This is a genomic window from Mycobacterium sp. (genome assembly GCF_050701515.1).
Lineage (GTDB): Bacteria > Actinomycetota > Actinomycetes > Mycobacteriales > Mycobacteriaceae > Mycobacterium.
Map to the genome: position 1 here is coordinate 1 of NZ_JBOGDB010000045.1, position 19,979 is coordinate 19,979.

A 19,979-nucleotide genomic window follows, 5' to 3' on the forward strand; every position below is an offset into this window, starting at 1 on the left:
ACCATGCCGGTCGGGTGGAACTGCACGAACTCCATGTTGATCAGGTTGGCGCCCGCGCGCAGGGCGAGCGCGTGCCCGTCGCCGGTGTACTCCCAGGAGTTGGACGTCACTTTGTAGGACTTGCCGATGCCTCCGGTGGCCAGCACCACGGCGGGCGTCTCGAAGAGGATGAAATTGCCGTTCTCCCGCCAGTAGCCGAAGGCGCCGGCGATCCGGCTCTGCCCATCCGGGGCACCCGGACCCGAGCGATCCTTGATCAGGTCGGTGATGGTGCATTCGTGGAACACCCGGATACGGGCCTCGTAGTCGCCGAGCTCGGCCTTGTCCTCTTGCTGCAGCGAGACGATCTTCTGCTGCAGCGTGCGGATGATCTCCAGGCCGGTGCGGTCACCGACGTGGGCCAGCCGCGGGTACTCGTGGCCGCCGAAGTTGCGCTGCGAGATGCGGCCGTCCTTCGTACGGTCGAACAGCGCGCCATACGTCTCCAGCTCCCAGACCCGTTCCGGGGCCTCCTTGGCGTGCAGCTCGGCCATCCGGTAGTTGTTCAGGAACTTGCCGCCGCGCATGGTGTCGCGAAAGTGGACTTTCCAGTTGTCCTTCGGGTTGGTGTTGCCCATCGCCGCCGCGCAGCCGCCCTCGGCCATTACCGTGTGGGCCTTACCGAATAGTGACTTGCTGACGACAGCGACCTTCTGGCCGCGTTCGCGCGCCTCGATGACCGCCCGCAAACCAGCGCCGCCGGCACCGATGACGACGACGTCGTATTGGTGCCGTTCGACCTCAGCCATATACTCTCACTTGCCTTTTCACTAGAAGATTCGTTAACGGCCTTCTCAGCCAATGAATCTCAAGTCAGAGATGGTCCCGCTTGCCACCAGCATGATGTAGAAGTCGGTCAGCATCAGGGTGCCGAGCGTGATCCATGCCCACAGCATGTGCCGGGTGTTGAGCACGCTGACCTGCGTCCAGAACCAGTACTTGATGGGATGTTTGGAGAAGTGCTTGAGCCGTCCGCCGACGATGTGCCGGCAGGAGTGGCAGGACAGGGTGTAGATCCACAACAGGATGACGTTGACGGTCAATACGACGTTGCCCAGACCGAAGCCGAAGCCCGACGGCGAATGAAACGCCACTATGGCGTCGTAGGTGTTGATCACCGAAATGATGAGCGCGGCATAGAAGAAGTATCGATGGCTGTTCTGAATGATCAGAGGCAGCCGGGTTTCACCGGTATAGCGCGAATGTGGTTCGGCCACAGCGCATCCCGGTGGGGACTGCCACACCGAGCGGTAGTAGGCCTTGCGGTAGTAGTAACACGTCACACGGAACGCCAGCAGGAACGGCAGCGTGATGATCGCCAGTGGAATCAACGGCGGGAACTCGCCGAACCACACACCCAGGTGGCTGGACCCCGGTACGCAGGATGCGCTGATACAAGGCGAATAAAACGGCGTCAGGTAGTGGTAGTCCTCGACCCAATAGGCACTCTGCCAGGACGCCCGGACAAGGCCGTAGATCAGGAATGCGGCGAATCCGAGATTCGTCCAGACCGTTGGCGTCCACCACCGGTCGGTGCGAAGCGTGCGTTCGGGTATCCGTGGGCGGTTCGGGGCGAAAACGCCGTTGGCCTGACGGTCAGCGGTGGGTGCGCTCACAGTTCCCTTTCCTGTTGTGCTCCGGGCTGTGACAGAGACTAGATCACCCTCGGCTCTGGCCTCCCACGCCCTCGTCATCGACGTCTCGCCAGAAGTCGGTGTCGTACTGGGTGTCCGGGATCGGGATCTTCTCGCCCCCCTGCCGGTGCCGGGTCATCCCGCGGGTGAGTTCCAGCTCCTCGGCGTCGATGTCGAGGCGGTCGAGGTCATTCAGAATGCGCTCTGCATCATTGACAATTCGACGCATCGCGTAGGTGTCGCCGTACCTTGACGCCAGCGATGTCACGCACCGCCGGAGGCCACCGATCAGCTCGTGAAGCTCGGCAAATTCGGTAGTGCTGGACATCTGACCTCCTTGGGCTGAAGGTGTCTCGAATCACAGTACGACACCCGGTGCCAGCCACATCATGGAGTTCGAGGTGAGACAGATCACGTCAGGAAGAGGAGGCCCGAATTGGCCGAAAAGCAGGTACTTCAGGAGCGGGCCGCGGCGCTGCTCGCATTGCACCAACCCGGCAATCCGGTGGTGCTGCCGACGGTGTGGGACGCGTGGTCGGCCAGGCTGGCCGTCGACGCCGGATTCGGCGCGCTGACCGTGGGCAGCCATCCGGTCGCCGACTCGATCGGCAAACCGGACAACGAGGGCATGACGTTCGACGACCTGCTCACCCGGGTGGTACAGATCACCGACGCGGTGGACGTTCCGGTCTCGGTCGACATCGAATCCGGATATGGCGAGGCGCCCGGCCGCCTCATCGACGGCTTGTTGGGTGTCGGGGCGGTGGGCCTGAACATCGAGGACACCGTGCACGGCGAGGGCGGGCGGCTGCGCCCGTCGACCGAACATGCCGAACTGGTCGGCGCGTTGCGGGCCGCCGCCGACGCCGCCGGGGTGCACGTGGTGGTCAACGCCCGGACGGATCTGTTCCTGCGTCAGGACGGCGACGAAGCCGACCGCGTCGATCGGGCCATCGCGCGGTTGACCGAAGCGGCGAACGCCGGCGCCGATGTGCTGTATCCGGTCGGACGCCACGATCCGGATACGCTGCGGCGCCTGGCCGCCGAGTTGCCGCTGCCGATCAACGCGATCGCGCTGCCTGATCGGTCGGACCCCGGTTTGTACGGTCCGCTCGGGGTCGCGCGGATCAGCTTCGGGCCCTTCCTGCAGGCAGCCCTGGCGGCGCATGCTAAGGGGATCTTGGGGAGGTGGTCATGACCGAGGACATGTGGGGAACGGGCGACTACAAGGCCGTCGCGGACAAGGTGTCGTCCATCGGCGACGTCCTGGTGCCGACGGCCGGCATCGAACCGGGCGTGGAGGTACTCGACGTCGCCTGCGGAACAGGCAACGCAACGATCCCGGCCGCCAAACTGGGAGCGCGCGTGACCGGAGTGGACTTGTCCCCGGGCTTGGTCGCGATTGCGCGGGAACGCGGAGCCGAGGCCGGCGTCGATGTCAGCTGGCTCGAGGGTGATGCGCAGTCGCTCCCGTTCGAAGATGACACCTTCGACCGGGTCATCTCCGCGATCGGGCACATGTTCGCTCCCGACCACCAGCGAAGTGCGGGTGAGTTGCGCCGCGTCTGCCGCCCCGACGGGCGCATCGCTATCGCATGCTGGACCCCTGAGGGGGCCATCGGGAGCATGTTCGCGGCCCTGGGCGGAATCTCACCGGCGCCACCGGAGGGCTTCCAGTCGCCGCTGCTCTGGGGAACCGAAGAACATGTCCGCCGACTGCTCGGCGACGCCGTCGAATTCGAGCGACACAACGTCGAGTTCAACGAGCCATCGCCGCAGAGCTATGCAGATTTCATGTGTAGTCGCTTTCCCCCGCTGATCGCCGCCCGCGGAGAGCTCGGCGACGAGCTCGTCCATGAGACCTTCTTGCGCTGGGTCAACGACTCGAATGAGGCGGCCGACGGGACGTTGCGTTACCGCGGCGAGTATCTGGTCTCGGTGATCTGACGGAGGATCCTGGCGGCCCATGCCAACGAGATGCCACGCCCGAAGTTGCGATCGTCACTTATGGTGGTGGTAATGAGTATTTCGACGCGCTTCGTAACAGTCGTTATGGCCGCGGTATCGTTGATCGGCTTCGGCACCGGATCTGCCGCCGCCGAAGCCGGTAATGGCGACATGGTGCCGCTCAGCAGCATCTTGAGGGCCTGCGATTCCAGCGAGACGGAGTATGTATCGGCGACCGGCTTCGGTTCCGGCCAAGCGTTCATCGGCACCGGCGGCTCGAACACCGTGACCGCGGAGGTGCGCCTGGGGATAGGCAAGCCGAACACCCCGTACAACGTCAGGGTGATCCAGGTGCCCCGGCCAAGGTCGCAGCCGTGCAATGCCGGTGACCCCGGCGTCTTGGCGGGCGTGCTGAACACCGACGGCAACGGGACCGGCTCCGTGACCCTGCGGGGCAGTCTTCGTCCCGGCGCGACCGGCGCATGGGCGTTCGTCGAGGGATCACCGGATCCCGGCCAGATCCGCGGTGAGTTCTACACTTCAGACGTCGTCACCAGTCTGACGTAGCAGAAATCCGGTGGAATCCCAAGGGCTCCACCGGATTCGGTGTCGTGGGTGCCACTTGATGTCGATGCGCTGGGCCTCGGCGGCCGGCGGCCGCTAGCCGTTAAAACTTGAGTCGAGGGCACTTAAGTTCCACCCGCCGTTCGCCCTCGGTGAACGGCTCACAGGCGGCCGGCGGCGATGGTGAGCACACCGTCATGGGCGCTTCACACGACGCGACATTGCGGCAATATCGGCTTTCTAGCCTCGCAACATGCAGTCAGAACGGGCCAGGCATGTGGTGGTGGTGGGCCACGGCATGGTCGGTCACCGCTTCGTCGAAGCCCTGCGGGCCCGTGACACCGACGGAGCCTGGCGGGTCACGGTGCTGGCCGAGGAAGCCGACGCCGCCTATGACCGGGTCGGGCTCACCGGCTACACCACGCACTGGGATCGGGGCCGGCTCGCGCTGCCGGGCAATGACTACAGCGGTGACGACAAGGTTCGGCTGCGGCTGGGTGCCCGGGTCACCGAGATCGATCGGACCGCCAGGTGCGTGCTGACGGCCGACGGTGAGCGGTTGGCCTATGACGCGCTGGTGCTGGCCACCGGCTCGTACGCCTTCGTGCCGCCGGTGCCGGGGCACGACCTGCCGGCCTGCCATGTGTACCGCACCCTCGACGACCTCGACGCCATCCGGGCCGACGTGGCGCGCACCCTCGACGCCGGACAAGCACCGTCGGGCGTCGTCATCGGCGGCGGGCTGCTCGGCCTGGAGGCCGCCAACGCGCTGCGCGGTTTCGGATTGGCCACCCATGTCGTTGAACTGGCACCCCAGCTGATGGCCCAGCAGATCGACAAAGCCGGCGGTGCGCTGCTGGCCCGGATGATCGGCGATCTCGGCATCACCGTGCACACCGGCGTCGGCACCGACGCGATCCAGCCGGCACAACGCAATCGTCCCGTCCGGCGGTCCGCCGAGGACGACTCGGTGCGGGTGGCGCTGAGCGACGGGGCGTTCATCGATGCCGGGCTGGTGGTCTTCGCCACCGGCGTGCGGCCGCGGGACGAGCTGGCCGTGAGTGCGGGGCTGGCGACGACCCCGCGTGGCGGCGTGCTGACCGATCTGTCCTGCGCCACAGCGGATCCCAACATCTATGCGGTCGGTGAGGTCGCCGCGATCGAGGGACGATGCTACGGCCTCGTCGGCCCGGGCTACACCAGCGCCGAAGTGGTGGCGGACCGGCTGCTGGGCGGCGCCGCGGAATTCCCCGGCGCCGATATGTCCACCAAACTGAAGCTGCTCGGCGTGGACGTCGCGAGCTTCGGCGACGCGATGGGCACCACACCGGACTGCCTGGAAGTCGCGGTCAACGACGCGGTCAACCAGACTTACGCCAAGCTGGTGCTCTCCGACGACGCCAAGACGCTGCTCGGTGGCGTGCTGGTTGGCGATGCCTCCGCATACGGCGTGCTCCGGCCGATGGTCGGCGAGCCGCTGCCCGGTGACCCGCTGGCGCTCATCGCCCCGGCCGGACCGGACAACGGGGGCGCCTCGCTCGGAGTCGGCGCGCTGCCGGCAGGCGCGCAGATCTGCTCGTGCAACAACGTCACCAAGGGCGATCTCACCCACGCCATCGCGGACGGCTGCACCGATGTGCCCGCGCTGAAGGGCTGCACCGCCGCGGGCACGTCGTGCGGGTCCTGCGTGCCGCTGCTCAAGCAACTGCTCGAGGCAGAGGGCGTCGAGCAGTCCAAGGCGTTGTGTGAGCACTTCGCGCAGTCCCGGGCGGAGTTGTTCGAGATCGTCACCGCCACCTCGATCCGAACCTTCTCCGCTCTGCTTGAGCGCTTCGGCACCGGAAAGGGCTGCGACATCTGCAAACCCGCCGTCGCCTCGATCCTGGCGTCCACCAGTTCCGAGCACATCCTCGACGGCGAGCAGGCGTCGCTGCAGGACTCGAACGACCACTTTCTGGCCAACATCCAGCGCAACGGCAGTTACTCCGTGGTGCCACGGGTACCCGGCGGCGACATCACGCCCGAGCAGCTCATTCTGATCGGCGAGATCGCGCGCGACTTCAACCTGTACACCAAGATCACCGGCGGACAGCGCATCGACCTGTTCGGGGCGCGGGTCGATCAGCTGCCGGAGATCTGGCGACGGCTGGTCGAGGGTGGGATGGAGTCGGGTCACGCCTACGGCAAGGCGCTGCGGACGGTGAAGAGTTGTGTGGGCAGCGATTGGTGCCGCTACGGGCAGCAGGATTCGGTGCAGATGGCCATCAACCTCGAGCTGCGGTATCGCGGCCTACGGGCCCCGCACAAGATCAAGATGGCCGTCTCGGGGTGCGCCCGAGAATGCGCAGAGGCCCGTGGCAAGGACGTCGGTGTGATCGCCACCGAGAACGGCTGGAACCTCTACGTCGGCGGCAACGGCGGCATGACGCCCAAGCACGCGCAGCTGCTGGCCGGTGATCTCGACGACGAAACGCTGATCCGCTACATCGACCGGTTCCTGATGTTCTACATCCACACCGCCGACCGGCTGCAGCGCACCGCACCGTGGGTCGAGCAACTCGACGGCGGACTCGAGCACCTGCGCGACGTGGTGTGCAACGACTCGCTCGGGCTGGCGGCGGAGTTCGAGGAAACGATTGAGCGCCACGTCGCCGGCTATGCGTGCGAGTGGAAGGGCGTGCTGGAGGACCCGGACAAGCTGTCGCGGTTCGTATCGTTCGTCAACGCACCCGACGTCGCCGACCCGACCGTCACGTTCACCGAACGGTCCGGTCGCAAAGTCCCCGCCGCGCACGCGAGGAGCAAGACAGACATTGGTATGCCGAAGGTACGGGGGTAACCGAAACATGACTCTTCTCACCGACATCCGGGTGTGGACCACGGCGTGCGAATACGACCGCCTCATCCCCTGCCGAGGGGTCGGGGTGCTGCTTGCCGACGGTGCTCAAGTGGCGCTGTTCCGGCTCGACGACGGTTCATTGCGGGCGGTTGGCAATATCGATCCGTTTTCCGGTGCGGCGGTGATGTCCCGCGGGATCGTCGGCGACCGCGGTGGTAGGGCCACCGTGCAGTCACCGATCAAGAAGCAGGCGTTCGCCCTTGACGACGGCAGCTGCCTCGACGACCCGGCGGTCACCCTGCCGGTGTACCAGACGCGAATAACCGCCGAAGGCTACGTCGAAGTGGGTTGCTAGGCCGCGACGGGTAGGCGGGCCCGGCGGAACCGGTTGGCGATCAGGCGGACCGTGCCCGGGTGGCTGCCCAGCGGCGGGGTGACGACGTCGGCGCCGCTGGCCCGCAGACGATCGGCAAAAAGCCCGTCGGACAACAGGTACGACGCCACCACCACGCGACGAGCACCACGGCGTCGAAACGCGGACACCGCCTCGGCCACCCGCGGTCGCCCGGTCCCGGCGAATGCCAGCTCGACCCGTGAGCCCGTGATCGCCGAAAGCCACGTCGCAGCGGTGTGCAGATCGCGGAGGGCGACTGGGTCTGAGGTGCCCGCAGCGGCCAGGATCACCGAATCGTCACGCCGCCAACTGGATTCGACAAGTCGATGGACCAGCACCCGCATGATCTCCGGGCTGGGCCCCAGCGGCTGCGTGACGACGACGTCGGTGTGGCCGCTGGAGGTCACGTGCGCAGGGATGTCGACGTTGACGTGATAGCCACACGACAGGAACGCGGGCACGACGATCGTCGATCCGGCGCGGAGCACCTCCTTGGGCGTCGGGCCGAGCACGTCGACGAACGCGACAAGTACCTGCCTGTCGAGCAGTCCCGACACTCGCCGCGCCAGGTCGCCAACCATTGCGACTCCTTGCGGCTTGCGGGTGCCGTGTGCCACCAGCAGGTTCATTGGATGGCCAGCCGATAGCCGCGTTTCACCACGGTCGAAACAATGTTCTTGTCGCCCAATGCTGTTCGCAGCCGCAGCACCGCGGTTTCCACCGCATGGGTGTCGGTACCGCTGCCGGGAAGCGCGCGCAGCAGGTCGGCGCGTGACACCACGTCGCCGGGACGGTGTGCCAGCGCGCGGATCGTCGCCATTCCCGCCGGGGCCAGCTCTTTGACCGCACCGTCCACCAGCACGCAGGTGCCGCGGATCTCCAGCAGGCGTCCGGCCACATTCATGGTGCGCGACTGCAGCAGGGGCAGTTTGTCGGTGATGTGACGGGCCAACGCGCCCAACCGCATCCGCTCCGGCGCCGAGGTGGGCACGCCCAGCCGGACCAGCGGCCGCGCGGTCACCGGGCCGACACACATGGCGTGCACGCCGGTCCGCATCGCGGTGAGCACCCGGTCCTCGATGCCCATCTCCGAGGCTCGCATCAGCACCGCAGCGACCGCGGGTGCGGACGTGAAGCTGACCGCGTCGAACTTCTGCTCGGCGATGCCCGCCACCAGCTGGTCGAAATCCCCGTTTCGCTCGACCGGATGCCACCGGTACACCCGGATCGGCACCACGTCGGCGCCGGCGGCGCGCAGCTCGTCGAGGAACTCGGGGAAGGGATCCCACTCGGCGGTGGCGCCGTGCAGCTGGACCGCGATGCGCTGGCCGGCGATGCCGCCCTCGACGAGGTAGTGCAGCAGCTCGCGGGATGACTCGGAATCCGGCGACCATTCCTCCGGCAGGCCCGCGGCCCGCAACGCGCCCGTCGCCTTCGGGCCGCGTGACACGATGCGGGCCTTGCTCAGCGAGGAAATCAGGTCGTTGGCCAGACCCCAGCCGTCAGCGGCGGCCACCCAGCCGCGGAAGCCGATGCCTGTGGTGGCGATCACGATGTCGGGGTGCAGATCGGTCAGCGCTTCGGTGTGGGCGCGCAGCTCGTCGTCGTCGGGCAGCGGAACCATGGCGATGGCCGCCGCGCTGGTGACGCTGGCTCCGCGCCTGGTCAGCAGCGCAGCCAGCTCGTCGGCGCGGCGGGCGGAGGTCACCGCTACCCGGAACCCGGTGAGCGGCGCCGAGTCGGGCTCACTCATGACATCTGTGTATGCATTCCGTGTTTCAGAGCCATTAACCGACCATTGCCGCGACATATCGGTGCCGGTGTTCGCCGTGAACTTCGTCTCACCGGGTGGGCGTGTCCCTGTGAGATGGGCTTTTAGTCCACCCGATGCGCGTGCACGACGGTGAACGGCAGGTACACCCGGTCGTCATCGATCAGCTCCGCGACCCGGGCGAACCGGGCCGCGACCTCGCGCATCTGGTCCAGCGCCTCGGGTGGCAGCTGCTCGGCCATCATCTTCGGGATGTCGTCGGCGCCGCCGCCGAATCCGGCGGCATTGCCCAAATATGTGGTGGGCCCCAGGAACTCGATGCGCCAGCCGTTGGCGGTCAGCGTGTCGCGAATGTTCGACTCGGGTACGGAGCCCATCGGCGCGACGAGGCCGTTGACGTTGCCCTCGGAGAAGCAGTAGAGGTGCCATCGTGCGCCGGGGCGCGTCGCGCGATACAACCCGGCCGCATAGGCGACCCGGCCGTCGTCATCGAGGCAGTGATACAGCGCGCTGTCGACGACGGTGTCGAACCGGCCGTCGTAGCCGGTCAGGTTGGTGGCGTCGGCGACGTCGAACGTGACCGTCACTCCGGCCTGCGCGGCGCGGCTGCGGGCCTCTTCGATCGCCGCCGGAGAACCGTCGAGCCCGGTCACCGGGTGCCCGCGGGAGGCAAGGAAGATGCTGTTGTCGCCAAGCCCGCAGCCGATATCCAGCACGTCGCCGGTGATTCCGCCGAGCGCCTCGAGTTCCATCAGGCGGGGCTGCGCCTGGCGGACATCCCATGGGACCGCGGTGGGTGCCGGCCCGCCCTCGTACGTCGGCTCGCCACGATAGAGCTTGTCGAACGTTTCCGGCGCCGGCGTAAAGGGCTGAAAGGACTGCGGACTCGTCACCTGATCCAACGTACGCCGAGCGTCACCAGACGTCGCCGTCTCGCCAGTCGCAGGTGATCGATTCGTCGGCGTCGAGCTCGACGGAGATGGGCAGCACGAACACCGACCCGTCGTCGTCGGGGGTGGGCAGTACCCCGGTCGGCGCCAGCACCGACGTCGGCCCGCGCCAGGGCAGCCAGCCGCGCGAGGTGTACATGTGTCGGCCGGCTTCCGACGAGCTCAGCGCTCCGAGTTGATAGCCGCCACGCAGCACCTGTTCGACGGCGTCCATCAACGCGCGAGCCAACCCCTGGCCGCGCCAGTCCTCGTGCACCGCCAGCCCTTCGACGTAGCCGCAGCGCAGCGCGGCGTTGCGGTACAGCAGCCGACGTTGCACCACCGCGGCGTGCGCGATCAGAGCGCCGTGGTGGCTGATCATGGCATGCATCCCGCCGAGCGCATGCTCCCAGTCGGCATCGGTGAACTCGCCGCCGAATGCGTCGATGACCATTCGGCGCGCGTCTTCGCGGGTCTCGTTGTCGAGGTCGGCGGTGTGGACCAGGCGTGCGGTGTGAACCGCGCGCACGCGAGGAGCAGAAACGTCGTGCGTGTGCACACTGCCGTTCTACCAGCTTCAGGAACCGTTGTGGAAGGGCCTGCGGGGTCGCGACCAGTGCAGCCGTACCGTCTGTCCGGGCCGGATCTGCGCCAGCGTGTCGATATCGTCATCGATCACCACACCGATCACCGGATAGCCGCCGGTGACCGGGTGGTCCGGTCCGAGAATCACCGGAAACCCGTTCGGCGGCACCTGAATTGCGCCGCGAGTGGCCCCTTCGCTGGGCAGCTGGCGGTCTGGCCAGCGGTATTCCAGCGGCATGCCGACCAGCCGCATGCCGACCCGATCGCTGCGGTCGGTGACCAGCCAGTTGGTGCGGATCATAATGTCGGGGTCGGTGAACCAGTCGTCCCGCGGTCCCGGCACCACCGACAGCTCGACGACGTCGTCCTCGATCGCGGCCACCGGTGCCTGCTCGAGCTCGGGAAACTCCTCGGTGTGCTCGCCGATCGGCAGCACATCGCCCGGCTGCAGCGGCAGCGGGCCGATCGCCGACATCACGTCATAGCTACGGGAGCCGAGCACGGGTGCGACGTCGATGCCACCGCGCACGGCCAGATATGTCCGCAGCCCGGAATGCGGCGCGCCCAGCGAGATCACCTGGCCGTCGTGGGCATGGTGAATGCTGTTGGTGCCGAACGGGACTCCGTTCACAGCCGGATCGGTGTCGGCGCCCGTTACCGCGATCGCGATATCGCCGCCACGGACCCGCGCGGTGAACCCGCCGAACGTCACCTCGATGGCGGCCCGGTCACCGGGGTTGGCCACCAGCCGATTGGCCAGCGTGTGTGCGCTGCGGTCGGCGGCGCCGGACCGGGAGACCCCGAGGTGAGCGAGTCCGGCCCGGCCGAGGTCTTCGATCAGCGCCATCGGGCCGGTGCGCAGAACCTCCAATGTGGTGGTCACGACGACACCTCCCGGAACTGCACCCACAGGCCCGGCGTCAGCAGCGCGGGCGGGTCGCCGTCGACATCCCACAGCTCCGCGTCGGTATGACCGATCAGCTGCCATCCGCCCGGCGACTCCCGGGGATACACGCCGCTGAATTCGCCGGCAAGGCCGACCGAGCCGGCCGGCACCTTGGTTCGCGGCTCTTCCCGACGGGGAACATCGAGCCGTTCATCGCCTCCGATCAGGTACGCGAAACCCGGTGCGAAACCACCGAATCCGACGCGCCACGGAGTCTCGGTGTGGGCCGACACCACCTGCGCGGGCTGCAGGCCGGTGAGCCGCGCCACGTCATCGAGGTCGGCACCGTCGTAGACGACGTCGATCACGACGTCGGCGCGGCGGTCTAGTGGTGTGGTGGTGTCGGCGACAGCATCGGAGGCCAGGTGGAGCTTGCTCAGTCGTTGCCGGGTGGGCGCCTGGTACCGCGGATTGTCCAGCTTGATCAGCACCGTGCGTGATGCCGGGACGATGTCGACCACACCGAGCAGATCGGCCTCGTGCAAGGCATCGGTCCAGGCCAATACCTCAGCGGTGCCGTCGAACTGGAGCAGCAGCGCCTGATCGCCGTAGTCGAGGACGGAGCCGATCATGATCACATCCGGTGCCACGCTCATGAATCAAACCTACCGCCGAGTAGGTTGCCTGGGCACAGATCTATGAGCCTTGCCAGAGCTGCCTTACCGAAGGCTCAGACGACGGGCTGATAGGTGGGTTCGCGGCGTTTGAGGACCGCGATGACCCGGTAGGTGATGGGGAGCACCAGGACTTCGACCGCGGTCTTGTACAGCCAGCCCAGTGCCACGTAGGTGATAAAGTCGCCGACGGTGCTGATGCCGATCGCCGGCGCGGCGATGCTGCAGAACACCACGGTGTCGGCCAGCTGCCCGACGACGGTCGAGCCGAGCAGCCGGGCCCACAGGTGCTTCTCCTTGGTGTGCGCCTTGATCCGCACGACGGTCCACGCGTTGACGATCTGGCCGACGACGAATCCGGCCAACCCGGCGATGATGAGCTGGGTGAAGGGTTTGACCACCGCCTCGAAGGCGGCTTGATTGGTATAGAAGTCCGCCGCCGGCAGGTACGCCGTCACCCAGAACGCGATTGCCGCCAGCACCTCCATGGTGAACCCGATGAAGATGGCGCGGCGGGTGGCCGCGAAGCCGTACACCTCCGACAGCACGTCGCCGATCACATAGGTGAGTGGGAAGACGATGAATCCGCCGTCGGTGATGATCGACCAGTCCCCCATGATCGGTCCGAACGCGACGCCCTTGGTCGCGGTCACATTGGAGATCAGCACCAGCCCGGTGAAGACCGCGACCAGCGTCGGATAGTAGGGGGATCCGGTGGTCGCGAACCCGGGATGGGTCGCCCTCGAATCGGTGCTGGTCACCCGGTCATCAAACCGTCAGGCGAGCGCTTTGGCCAATGCGGGTGGCAGGTGGTCGGCCACCACCGGGTAGGACAGCGGCGACGCGAAGGCGATGGCGCCGGCCAGGTCCTTGCCGGTGAAGACGTTGCGTTCCGCCGCGGTCGCCTTCAACTCCTGGAACGTCGGATCCGCGACCAGCCGGCCCTCGTCCTCGTCGGACTCGGTGGTCCAGATCAGCACGTCGGCGGTGTCGAGTACCGACACCATCCGGTCGCGCGGGATATAGGCCCGGTGATCACGGGCGAAGGCGTTGATGGTGTCGGGCACCGCGAATCCCATCTGGGTGAGGAAGTCGGTGCGCCAGCCGGCCAGGGTGGCCACCGCGCGGTCGTCGACGAACGTGCCCCGCAGCAGGAGGACCTTCTTTCCGGAGAACTGCGGATTGTTCGTTCCCGCAGTGGCGAACCTGTCGTCGACGCCCTTGATCAGCGCCGTCATCTCGTCGAACTTGAACACCGCCGCGCCGATGGTGACGGCCTGCTCCTTCCACGGCTCGAAGAACGCGTCCTGTCCCGACTGCGGGATGGTCGGCGCGATCGCCGACAGCTTGGTGTAGGTGTCCTGGTCGACGCCGGCATTGGTGGCGACGATGAGGTCGGGTTTCAGCGCGCCGATCCGGTCGACCTGGATGCCGTCGGCGAGGCTGAGCACCTCCGGCTGCGCCGATCCGAGTCTCGGTTGTGCCCACGGCCATACGCCGAACGGCTGCTCGCCCCACCAGTCCGTCACCGCGATGGGCACGACGCCGAGCGCCAGCAGGTCGTCCTGCTCGGTGAATCCCGCGCTCACCACCCGCTTCGGTGGCGCCGGAACCTTGGTCTCGCCGAACGCGTGCTTGACGGTGACGGACCCGTCCTCGGCCACCGTCCCGGGCTGGTCGGAGCCGCAGGCGGCGACGAGCGCCACGCCCGCAGTCATGGCGAGAAAACTCCGCCGGGACCACCGGATGGTCATGTCAGGAGTGTGCCAGTCGCTTGTTGACCAACCGCGTCAGCCACGCGGGCGAGAATCGGGAACCGGCCGCCATCGCCTTGGTCTGGGACCCGACCGGGAAGTGCACCTGATGAAGGGCCCGGCGCAGCCAGGACGGCTCGACCGCCGCGACGATGGCGTCGGCGACGTCCTGGGCGGTCAGCCGGATGCCGAGTGACTCCGTCGTGCCGGTGCTGATGTTGTCGGTCATCGCGGTCTGCACGTACAGCGGCCATATCGCGATCACCCGGATGCCGTAGCGGTTCCATTCGATGTCCAGTGCTTCGGTGATGCCGCGCACGAAGAACTTGGTCGCGCTGTAGTTGGCGAGCTCGGCCTGACCGTAAATCGCCGACGCGGAAGCAAGGTTCACCACAACGGACTTCGGCGTGGATCGCAGGTAGGGGAATGCGGCGTGCAATCCGTTGACCACGCCCTTGGTGTTGATGTCGATCTCTTTGAGGTGCGTGCGGACGTCGATCTCCTCGAAGCGGCCGGCTCGCAGTATCCCCGCGTTGTTGATCATCACGTCGAGGCGGTCCCCCGCCGACTGCGCGAATTCCGTCACCCTGGTTGCCATTTCGTCGCTATCGGTGACGTCGAGATGTCCGGTGATGACCGTGCCGCCATGGTGGTCGATCTCGTCGGCCAGCGATTTGAGGCCGACCTCGTCGATGTCGTAGCCGCCGATCGTGTAACCCTTGGCGGCGAACGAGAGTGCGGTCGCGCGGCCGATCCCTGCGGCGGCGCCGGTAATGAACACGGTCTTGCTGTTAGCCATACACCATGATGGCTCACGCCACCAGCATGGCGCGAACTAGCTGGCAGGCTGCGAACGTGTTTCAAGAATCTAACGGTTGTGTCGTGTCTCGGCGTCGACGCTCGCAGAACCTAGATAGCCGCGGTCTGGTGGAATCTGATGTCGTCGAACGGGCTTTCGGCCAACCGCCTCGCTGCCGGCGCGGTGGTGTGTTCGGTGCTGCTCGCTTTCGGTGTGGCGTCGGCCAGCGCAGCGCCAGCGTCCGACGGCCAGGGTTACGTTAACTCCACCGCGCGGTGTGCCCCGCCGAACGCGGCTGTCGCTTTCGGCAGCACGGAGACCTCGCGCGTGGCGATCTGCAGGACTGCGGGCGATCAGTATGAGTACCGCGGCGTGCGGGTACGCGATGGCGCCAAACTGATCGTCCCCGCCACCCAGTCCGGCGACGGCGAATTCGTCGCGGACAACAATGGGATCGCTTACCCGGTGACGGCGAGCGCCTTGGTCGTCAGCGCAGGCGAGCAGGTGATCCGCGAGGAACGGATGCTGGACTTCCACGCGCCGCCGACGCCCCAAGCGCCCGAAGCGCCCGCTGCGCCGCCGACGACGTCGACGATGCCGTTGCCGCCTCCGTTGCCCGCCGAGGAGGGCGGTGGCGGCCGCTAGCTCGACCACACAGTTCAGATCTGTATGGTGATGCTCCGTCGTCCGATCAGGAGCAACTTAGTGACCCTCAGCACCATCGCCCTCGAGCTCGTGCCGCCGAACGTGGAACGCGGTCCGCAGTACGCGCGGGAGGAGGCGCACAAAGTGCTGCGCTTCTCCTCCGAATCGGGCCTGGACGGCCGCATCGGGCACGTGATGATCCCCGGGATGATCGCCGAGGAGGACGACCGGCCCGTCGAGATGAAGCCCAAGCTGGACGTGCTGGACTTCTGGTCGATCATCAAACCGGAGTTGCCCGGGGTGAGCGGGCTGTGCACCCAGGTCACCGCCTTTCTGGATGAGCCGGCACTGCGCCGGCGGCTGACCGAGCTGAACGCTGCCGGGTTCGAGGGCATGGTCTTCGTCGGCGTACCGCGCACCATGAACGACGGCGAAGGTACCGGCGTCGCGCCGACCGACGCCCTGTCGATCTATGACCAATTAGTGGAGAACCGCGGCGTGATCCTGATCCCCACCCGGGACGGTGAACGGGGGCGGTTCGAGTTCAAGTGCAATCGGGGTGCGACCTTCGGCATGACCCAGCTGTTGTACTCCGATGCAATCGTGGGATTCCTGACCGAATTCGCCAAGGACACCGATCATCGGCCCGAGCTCCTGCTGTCATTCGGATTCGTGCCGAAGGTCGAGAACCGAATTGGCTTGATCAACTGGCTAATCCAGGACCCGGGAAACGCCGCCGTCGCCGACGAGCAGGCATTCGTCAGAAAGTTGGCCGGTAGCGAAACAGAGCAGAAGCGCAAACTGATGGTCGACCTGTACAAGCGGGTGATCGATGGTGTCGCAGATCTCGGCTACCCGCTCAGCATCCATCTCGAGGCGACATACGGCGTGTCCGGGGCGGCGTTCGATACCTTCGCCGAAATGCTCGCCTACTGGTCGCCGGGGAGCGCGTCGAGTGGCTGACGGACCTTGTGCCGACCGTGCAGGAAGAATGCCAGCCATCGAACATCGATTAACACTTGTGGGTGGCCTTTCCGTTAGGCGGTCTTGGTGAGCAGCGGAAGCAGCCGACGGCGTTCGCCGATGCCGTCCGCGAAGTGGTGGAGGGCCTCGGGCACGGAGGCCACCGTCGGGAATGTGGCGCCGTCGCCGGCAACGCGCAGTGCCCGCAGCACGGGTTGACTGGCGATCAGAGACCACTCCACCCCGGCGTTGAAGCACGCTTCATCGACGCTGTACAGCAGCGAAACACACGGCGCGGAGAAAGCGTTCACACCGCTCAGATCGAGGACAAACGGCTTCTCCGCGAGGATGAAGCGCTTGGTATATGCGCTGATGCGATCCACGTTGTTGGCATCGACATCACCGCTGATGGTCACCACGGTGGCCAGCTGACGACACACCGCGCGCAGCTGAACGCCATCGCAGTCCAACGCCGGGTTGCCGTACATGACCTCAAAGCTAGGCCGCCGATTTAAGGCGGTCGGGAGTAACCGCTAATACTTCGCTAAGAACACCCTCATGGCGCTGCCAGCAAGCTCAGCCGCCGCGGAACTGCGCTCCGGAGTAGTTCTCCCACGGGTTGTAGTCAGCGAGCAACGGCTCTTGCGGCGGTCGCTGGGCTTCCGGCACGTGCTGCAGGTTGATTCGGATGCGATACCAGATGGAACTCGGGCCACGCATGCCGTCGACCAGAATATCGGCCGGCTCCAGCTTGTCGGCCGCCGTCGGGTGCTTGTCGCGCCAGCTGTCCAGCGCCGCCATCGCCTCGTCGTTGGTCTTGGTACGGGCGATTTCGATCAATGGCATCACCGATTGACGCCGGCCCGTTCCCTTCTTGGCCCCTTTCGGTGCCTTCTCCGCGGGGCCGAGCCGGTCGGCGAGGTCGAGCAGCTCGTCCAGGCTGCCGGCCGCGTCATCGATGCCCTCCCACGGGTCGCCGTGGTCGGAGAAGCGGTTGGGCACCGTCGCGATCGTGAAGGCTTCGGGGCGGCAGTCGGCTACCTCGTCCCAGAGCAGGGGTGTGGACACCCGAGCGTCGGGAGTGGCCCGCACCGAGTAGGCCGAGGCGACGGTCCGGTCCTTGGCGTTCTGATTGAAGTCCACGAACACGCCCTGCCGTTCCTCTTTCCACCAGCGCGCGGTGGCCAGGTCGGGAGCCCGGCGTTCCACCTCGCGGGCCACCGCCTCGGCCGCCAGCCGGACGAACCTGAACGGCCAGCGCGGATGGATGCGGGCATATATATGGAAGCCGCGTGACCCCGATGTCTTGGGCCACCCGGTCAGCCCGTGCTCTTCGAGCACTTCCCGGGCGACCAGCGCGACGTCGACGATCTGCCGCCACTCGACACCCGGCATCGGGTCCAGATCCACCCGCAGTTCGTCGGGGTGGTCGAGATCGTCCGCCCGCACCGGGTGCGGGTTGAGGTCGACGCAACCGAGGTTGATCGCCCAGACCAGGCCGGCGGCGTCGTGCAGGACCGCTTCCTTGGCCGACGTGCCGGACGCGTAGCGCAGTTCGGCGACGTCGACGAAGTCGGGCCGCTTCTCGGGTGCCCGCTTCTGGAAAACCGCCTCCTCGGTGATGCCCTTGACGAACCGCTTGAGGATCATCGGCCGGTCCGCCACCCCGCGCAGTGCTCCCTCGGCCACGGCCTGGTAATAGCGCATCAGGTCCAGCTTGGTGACGCCGATATCCGGGAAAACGACCTTGTCGGGATGGGTGATGGGCACCTGCCGCCCGTCCACCTCCAGGTGCTCGCCCTTGGAGCCGGATGCGGTCACACCGTCATGGTAATTTCCCGGCCGAAGTGCGACGGTCGTCACATATTGTGGGGCCATGCCGAAGCTAACTGATCTTCCCTTCCAGGCAGCGGCCAAAGCTCAGCAGTACGCCGAGCGCGGCGCGGCCGAACTGCACTATGCGCTCAAAATGTTTCAAGCGGGCGCATTGAAGATCGAGCCACCGCAGAACATCGCCGCGTTTGTCGCCGACATCCGGCGCTGGGGCGAGTTCGGCATGATCCCGGCGCTCAACGCCCGGCGCACCCCCGACCGCACCGCGGTCATCGATGACGACGGCGAGATCACGTTCGCCGAACTCGACAACGCCGCGCACGCCGTCGCCAACGGACTTCGCGCCATGGGCGTCAAGGGCGGCGACGGCGTCGCGATCCTGGCGCGCAACCACCGGTGGTTTCTGATCGCCGTCTACGGCGCCGCCCGGGCCGGCGCCCGCATCATCCTGCTCAACAGCGAGTTCTCCGGGCCGCAGATCAAAGAGGTCTCCGACCGCGAGGGCGCCAAGCTGATCATCTACGACGACGAGTACTGCGCCGCGGTTTCCAAGTCCGACCCGCCGCTGGGCAAGTTGCGCGCCCTCGACAAGAACCCCGACAAGGAAGAACCCTCCGGCAGCACCGACGAAACGCTCGCCGACGTGGTCGCGCGTAGCAGCAACAAGCCCGCACCGAAGGTGACGAAGCACTCGTCCATCATCATTTTGACCAGCGGCACCACCGGTACCCCGAAGGGCGCCAACCGCAGCACGCCGCCGACCCTGGCGCCGATCGGCGGGGTGCTCTCGCACGTGCCGTTCAAGGCCGGCGAAGTGACGTCGCTGCCGGCCCCGATGTTCCACGCGCTCGGCTTTCTGCACGCAACCGTCGCGATGATGCTCGGCTCGACGCTGGTGCTGCGCCGCCGGTTCAAGCCGGCCACCGTGCTGGCCGACATCGAGAAGAACAAGGTGACCGCGATGGTCGTGGTGCCGGTGATGTTGTCCCGCATCCTGGACCAGCTCGATAAGACCCAACCCAAGCCGGATCTGTCGTCGCTGCGGATCGTGTTCGTGTCCGGCTCACAGCTGGGGGCCGAGCTGGCCACCCGCGCGCTCAAGGAACTGGGGCCGGTCATCTACAACCTGTACGGGTCGACCGAGATTGCGTTCGCCACCATCGCGCGGCCCAGGGATCTGTCGATCAATCCGGCCACGGTCGGGCCCGTCGTCAAGGGCGTGAAGGTCAAGATCCTCGACGACAACGGCAGCGAGCTGCCGCAGGGCGAGGTCGGCCGGATCTTTGTCGGCAACTTTTTCCCGTTCGAGGGCTACACCGGCGGCGGCCACAAGCAGATCATCGACGGCCTGATGTCGTCGGGCGACGTCGGCTATTTCGACGAGCACAACCTGCTCTACGTCAGCGGCCGCGACGACGAGATGATCGTCTCCGGCGGCGAGAACGTCTACCCGGCCGAGGTCGAAGACCTCATCAGCGGTCACCCCGAGGTCGTCGAGGCCACCGCGCTCGGCGTCGAGGACAAGGAATGGGGACATCGGCTGCGGGCCTTCGTGGTCAAGACCGAAGGGGCGTCCGTCGGCGAGGACGACATCAAGGGTTACGTCCGCGATCACCTCGCCCGCTACAAGGTGCCGCGCGAGGTGGTCTTCCTCGACGAACTGCCGCGCAACCCGACCGGCAAGATTCTCAAGCGCGAGCTGCGCGAGATCGAGGTGGAGTAG

At 66.6% G+C, this 19,979-nt stretch carries 22 protein-coding genes; 8 read left to right on the forward strand and 14 right to left on the reverse strand.

Annotation, left to right across the window (positions count from 1 at the left end):
• The 3 genes from ACRDU5_RS03435 to ACRDU5_RS03445 all read right to left on the reverse strand — a co-directional run.
• Positions 1–788 (reverse strand): FAD-binding protein (locus ACRDU5_RS03435; protein ID WP_526612832.1); only part of this gene is annotated, 788 nt, incomplete at its 3' end.
• 45 nt (positions 789–833) lie between these two features.
• Positions 834–1,655 (reverse strand): succinate dehydrogenase subunit SdhC, encoded by an 822-nt coding sequence (gene sdhC / locus ACRDU5_RS03440; RefSeq protein ID WP_526612834.1) that lies wholly within the window; start codon positions 1,653–1,655, stop codon positions 834–836.
• 43 nt (positions 1,656–1,698) lie between these two features.
• Positions 1,699–2,001, reverse strand: coding sequence for an Rv0250c family protein (locus tag ACRDU5_RS03445; RefSeq protein ID WP_526612835.1), 303 nt, complete (start codon positions 1,999–2,001; stop codon positions 1,699–1,701).
• 108 nt (positions 2,002–2,109) lie between these two features.
• On the opposite strand from ACRDU5_RS03445, the gene ACRDU5_RS03450 reads away from it, so the two are divergent.
• The 5 genes from ACRDU5_RS03450 (at position 2,110) to nirD (ending at position 7,378) form a co-directional block, all read left to right on the forward strand.
• Positions 2,110–2,871 (forward strand): isocitrate lyase/PEP mutase family protein, encoded by a 762-nt coding sequence (locus ACRDU5_RS03450; protein ID WP_526612837.1) that lies wholly within the window; start codon positions 2,110–2,112, stop codon positions 2,869–2,871.
• Positions 2,868–3,620, forward strand: coding sequence for a class I SAM-dependent methyltransferase (locus ACRDU5_RS03455; RefSeq protein ID WP_526612838.1), 753 nt, complete (start codon positions 2,868–2,870; stop codon positions 3,618–3,620). Before ACRDU5_RS03450 ends, ACRDU5_RS03455 begins: the two co-directional genes overlap by 4 nt.
• Positions 3,621–3,692: 72 nt before the next feature.
• Positions 3,693–4,187 (forward strand): hypothetical protein, encoded by a 495-nt coding sequence (locus ACRDU5_RS03460; RefSeq protein ID WP_526612840.1) that lies wholly within the window; start codon positions 3,693–3,695, stop codon positions 4,185–4,187.
• Between the two features lie 250 nt (positions 4,188–4,437).
• Complete coding sequence (nirB, locus tag ACRDU5_RS03465) at positions 4,438–7,023, forward strand: nitrite reductase large subunit NirB (RefSeq protein ID WP_526612841.1); 2,586 nt, start codon at positions 4,438–4,440, stop codon at positions 7,021–7,023.
• Positions 7,024–7,030: 7 nt separating this feature from the next.
• The gene (nirD, locus tag ACRDU5_RS03470; protein WP_526612843.1) at positions 7,031–7,378 is read left to right on the forward strand and encodes a nitrite reductase small subunit NirD; all 348 of its coding nucleotides are present in this window, start codon (positions 7,031–7,033) and stop codon (positions 7,376–7,378) included.
• Here the strand turns inward: nirD and ACRDU5_RS03475 are convergent.
• The 9 genes from ACRDU5_RS03475 to ACRDU5_RS03515 form a co-directional block, all read right to left on the reverse strand.
• Positions 7,375–8,046 (reverse strand): sirohydrochlorin chelatase, encoded by a 672-nt coding sequence (locus ACRDU5_RS03475; RefSeq protein WP_526612845.1) that lies wholly within the window; start codon positions 8,044–8,046, stop codon positions 7,375–7,377. The genes nirD and ACRDU5_RS03475 overlap by 4 nt on opposite strands.
• Complete coding sequence (locus ACRDU5_RS03480; RefSeq protein WP_526612846.1) at positions 8,043–9,170, reverse strand: uroporphyrinogen-III synthase; 1,128 nt, start codon at positions 9,168–9,170, stop codon at positions 8,043–8,045. The genes ACRDU5_RS03475 and ACRDU5_RS03480 overlap by 4 nt, the downstream gene beginning before the upstream one ends.
• Before the next feature lie 122 nt (positions 9,171–9,292).
• Positions 9,293–10,081, reverse strand: a complete 789-nt coding sequence (locus ACRDU5_RS03485; RefSeq protein WP_526612847.1) for an SAM-dependent methyltransferase — start codon at positions 10,079–10,081, stop codon at positions 9,293–9,295.
• Positions 10,082–10,103: 22 nt separating this feature from the next.
• Entirely contained in the window at positions 10,104–10,676 is a 573-nt protein-coding gene (locus tag ACRDU5_RS03490) for a GNAT family N-acetyltransferase (RefSeq protein ID WP_526612849.1), read from the reverse strand.
• Between the two features lie 18 nt (positions 10,677–10,694).
• The gene (locus ACRDU5_RS03495) at positions 10,695–11,585 is read right to left on the reverse strand and encodes a 5-oxoprolinase/urea amidolyase family protein (RefSeq protein ID WP_526612850.1); all 891 of its coding nucleotides are present in this window, start codon (positions 11,583–11,585) and stop codon (positions 10,695–10,697) included.
• The gene (locus tag ACRDU5_RS03500; RefSeq protein WP_526612852.1) at positions 11,582–12,244 is read right to left on the reverse strand and encodes a 5-oxoprolinase subunit B family protein; all 663 of its coding nucleotides are present in this window, start codon (positions 12,242–12,244) and stop codon (positions 11,582–11,584) included. The genes ACRDU5_RS03495 and ACRDU5_RS03500 overlap by 4 nt, the downstream gene beginning before the upstream one ends.
• Positions 12,245–12,318: 74 nt before the next feature.
• A complete protein-coding gene (locus ACRDU5_RS03505; protein WP_526612853.1) occupies positions 12,319–13,023 on the reverse strand; it encodes a queuosine precursor transporter in 705 nt (234 codons plus the stop codon).
• A gap of 15 nt (positions 13,024–13,038) precedes the next feature.
• Positions 13,039–14,016 carry an ABC transporter substrate-binding protein gene (locus ACRDU5_RS03510; protein ID WP_526612855.1) on the reverse strand — a complete coding sequence of 326 codons (978 nt, stop codon included), beginning with the start codon at positions 14,014–14,016 and terminating at the stop codon, positions 13,039–13,041.
• Between the two features lies 1 nt (position 14,017).
• On the reverse strand, positions 14,018–14,815 hold the full coding sequence (locus ACRDU5_RS03515; protein WP_526612856.1) for an SDR family oxidoreductase: 798 nt from the start codon (positions 14,813–14,815) through the stop codon (positions 14,018–14,020).
• Between the two features lie 138 nt (positions 14,816–14,953).
• Here ACRDU5_RS03515 and ACRDU5_RS03520 point away from each other — a divergent pair, with 138 nt between their 5' ends.
• On the forward strand, positions 14,954–15,460 hold the full coding sequence (locus ACRDU5_RS03520) for a hypothetical protein (RefSeq protein ID WP_526612857.1): 507 nt from the start codon (positions 14,954–14,956) through the stop codon (positions 15,458–15,460).
• 60 nt (positions 15,461–15,520) lie between these two features.
• A complete protein-coding gene (locus tag ACRDU5_RS03525) occupies positions 15,521–16,423 on the forward strand; it encodes a mycobacterial-type methylenetetrahydrofolate reductase (protein ID WP_526612859.1) in 903 nt (300 codons plus the stop codon).
• A 74-nt stretch (positions 16,424–16,497) separates the two neighbouring features.
• Here the strand turns inward: ACRDU5_RS03525 and ACRDU5_RS03530 are convergent, their stop codons facing one another.
• Both ACRDU5_RS03530 and ligD read right to left on the reverse strand, forming a co-directional pair.
• On the reverse strand, positions 16,498–16,911 hold the full coding sequence (locus ACRDU5_RS03530) for an STAS domain-containing protein (protein WP_526612860.1): 414 nt from the start codon (positions 16,909–16,911) through the stop codon (positions 16,498–16,500).
• A gap of 88 nt (positions 16,912–16,999) precedes the next feature.
• Positions 17,000–18,301 carry a non-homologous end-joining DNA ligase gene (gene ligD, locus ACRDU5_RS03535; RefSeq protein WP_526612862.1) on the reverse strand — a complete coding sequence of 434 codons (1,302 nt, stop codon included), beginning with the start codon at positions 18,299–18,301 and terminating at the stop codon, positions 17,000–17,002.
• Between ligD and fadD2 the strand changes: the two genes are divergently transcribed.
• Positions 18,300–19,979 carry a long-chain-fatty-acid--CoA ligase FadD2 gene (fadD2, locus tag ACRDU5_RS03540; protein WP_526612863.1) on the forward strand — a complete coding sequence of 560 codons (1,680 nt, stop codon included), beginning with the start codon at positions 18,300–18,302 and terminating at the stop codon, positions 19,977–19,979. The genes ligD and fadD2 overlap by 2 nt on opposite strands.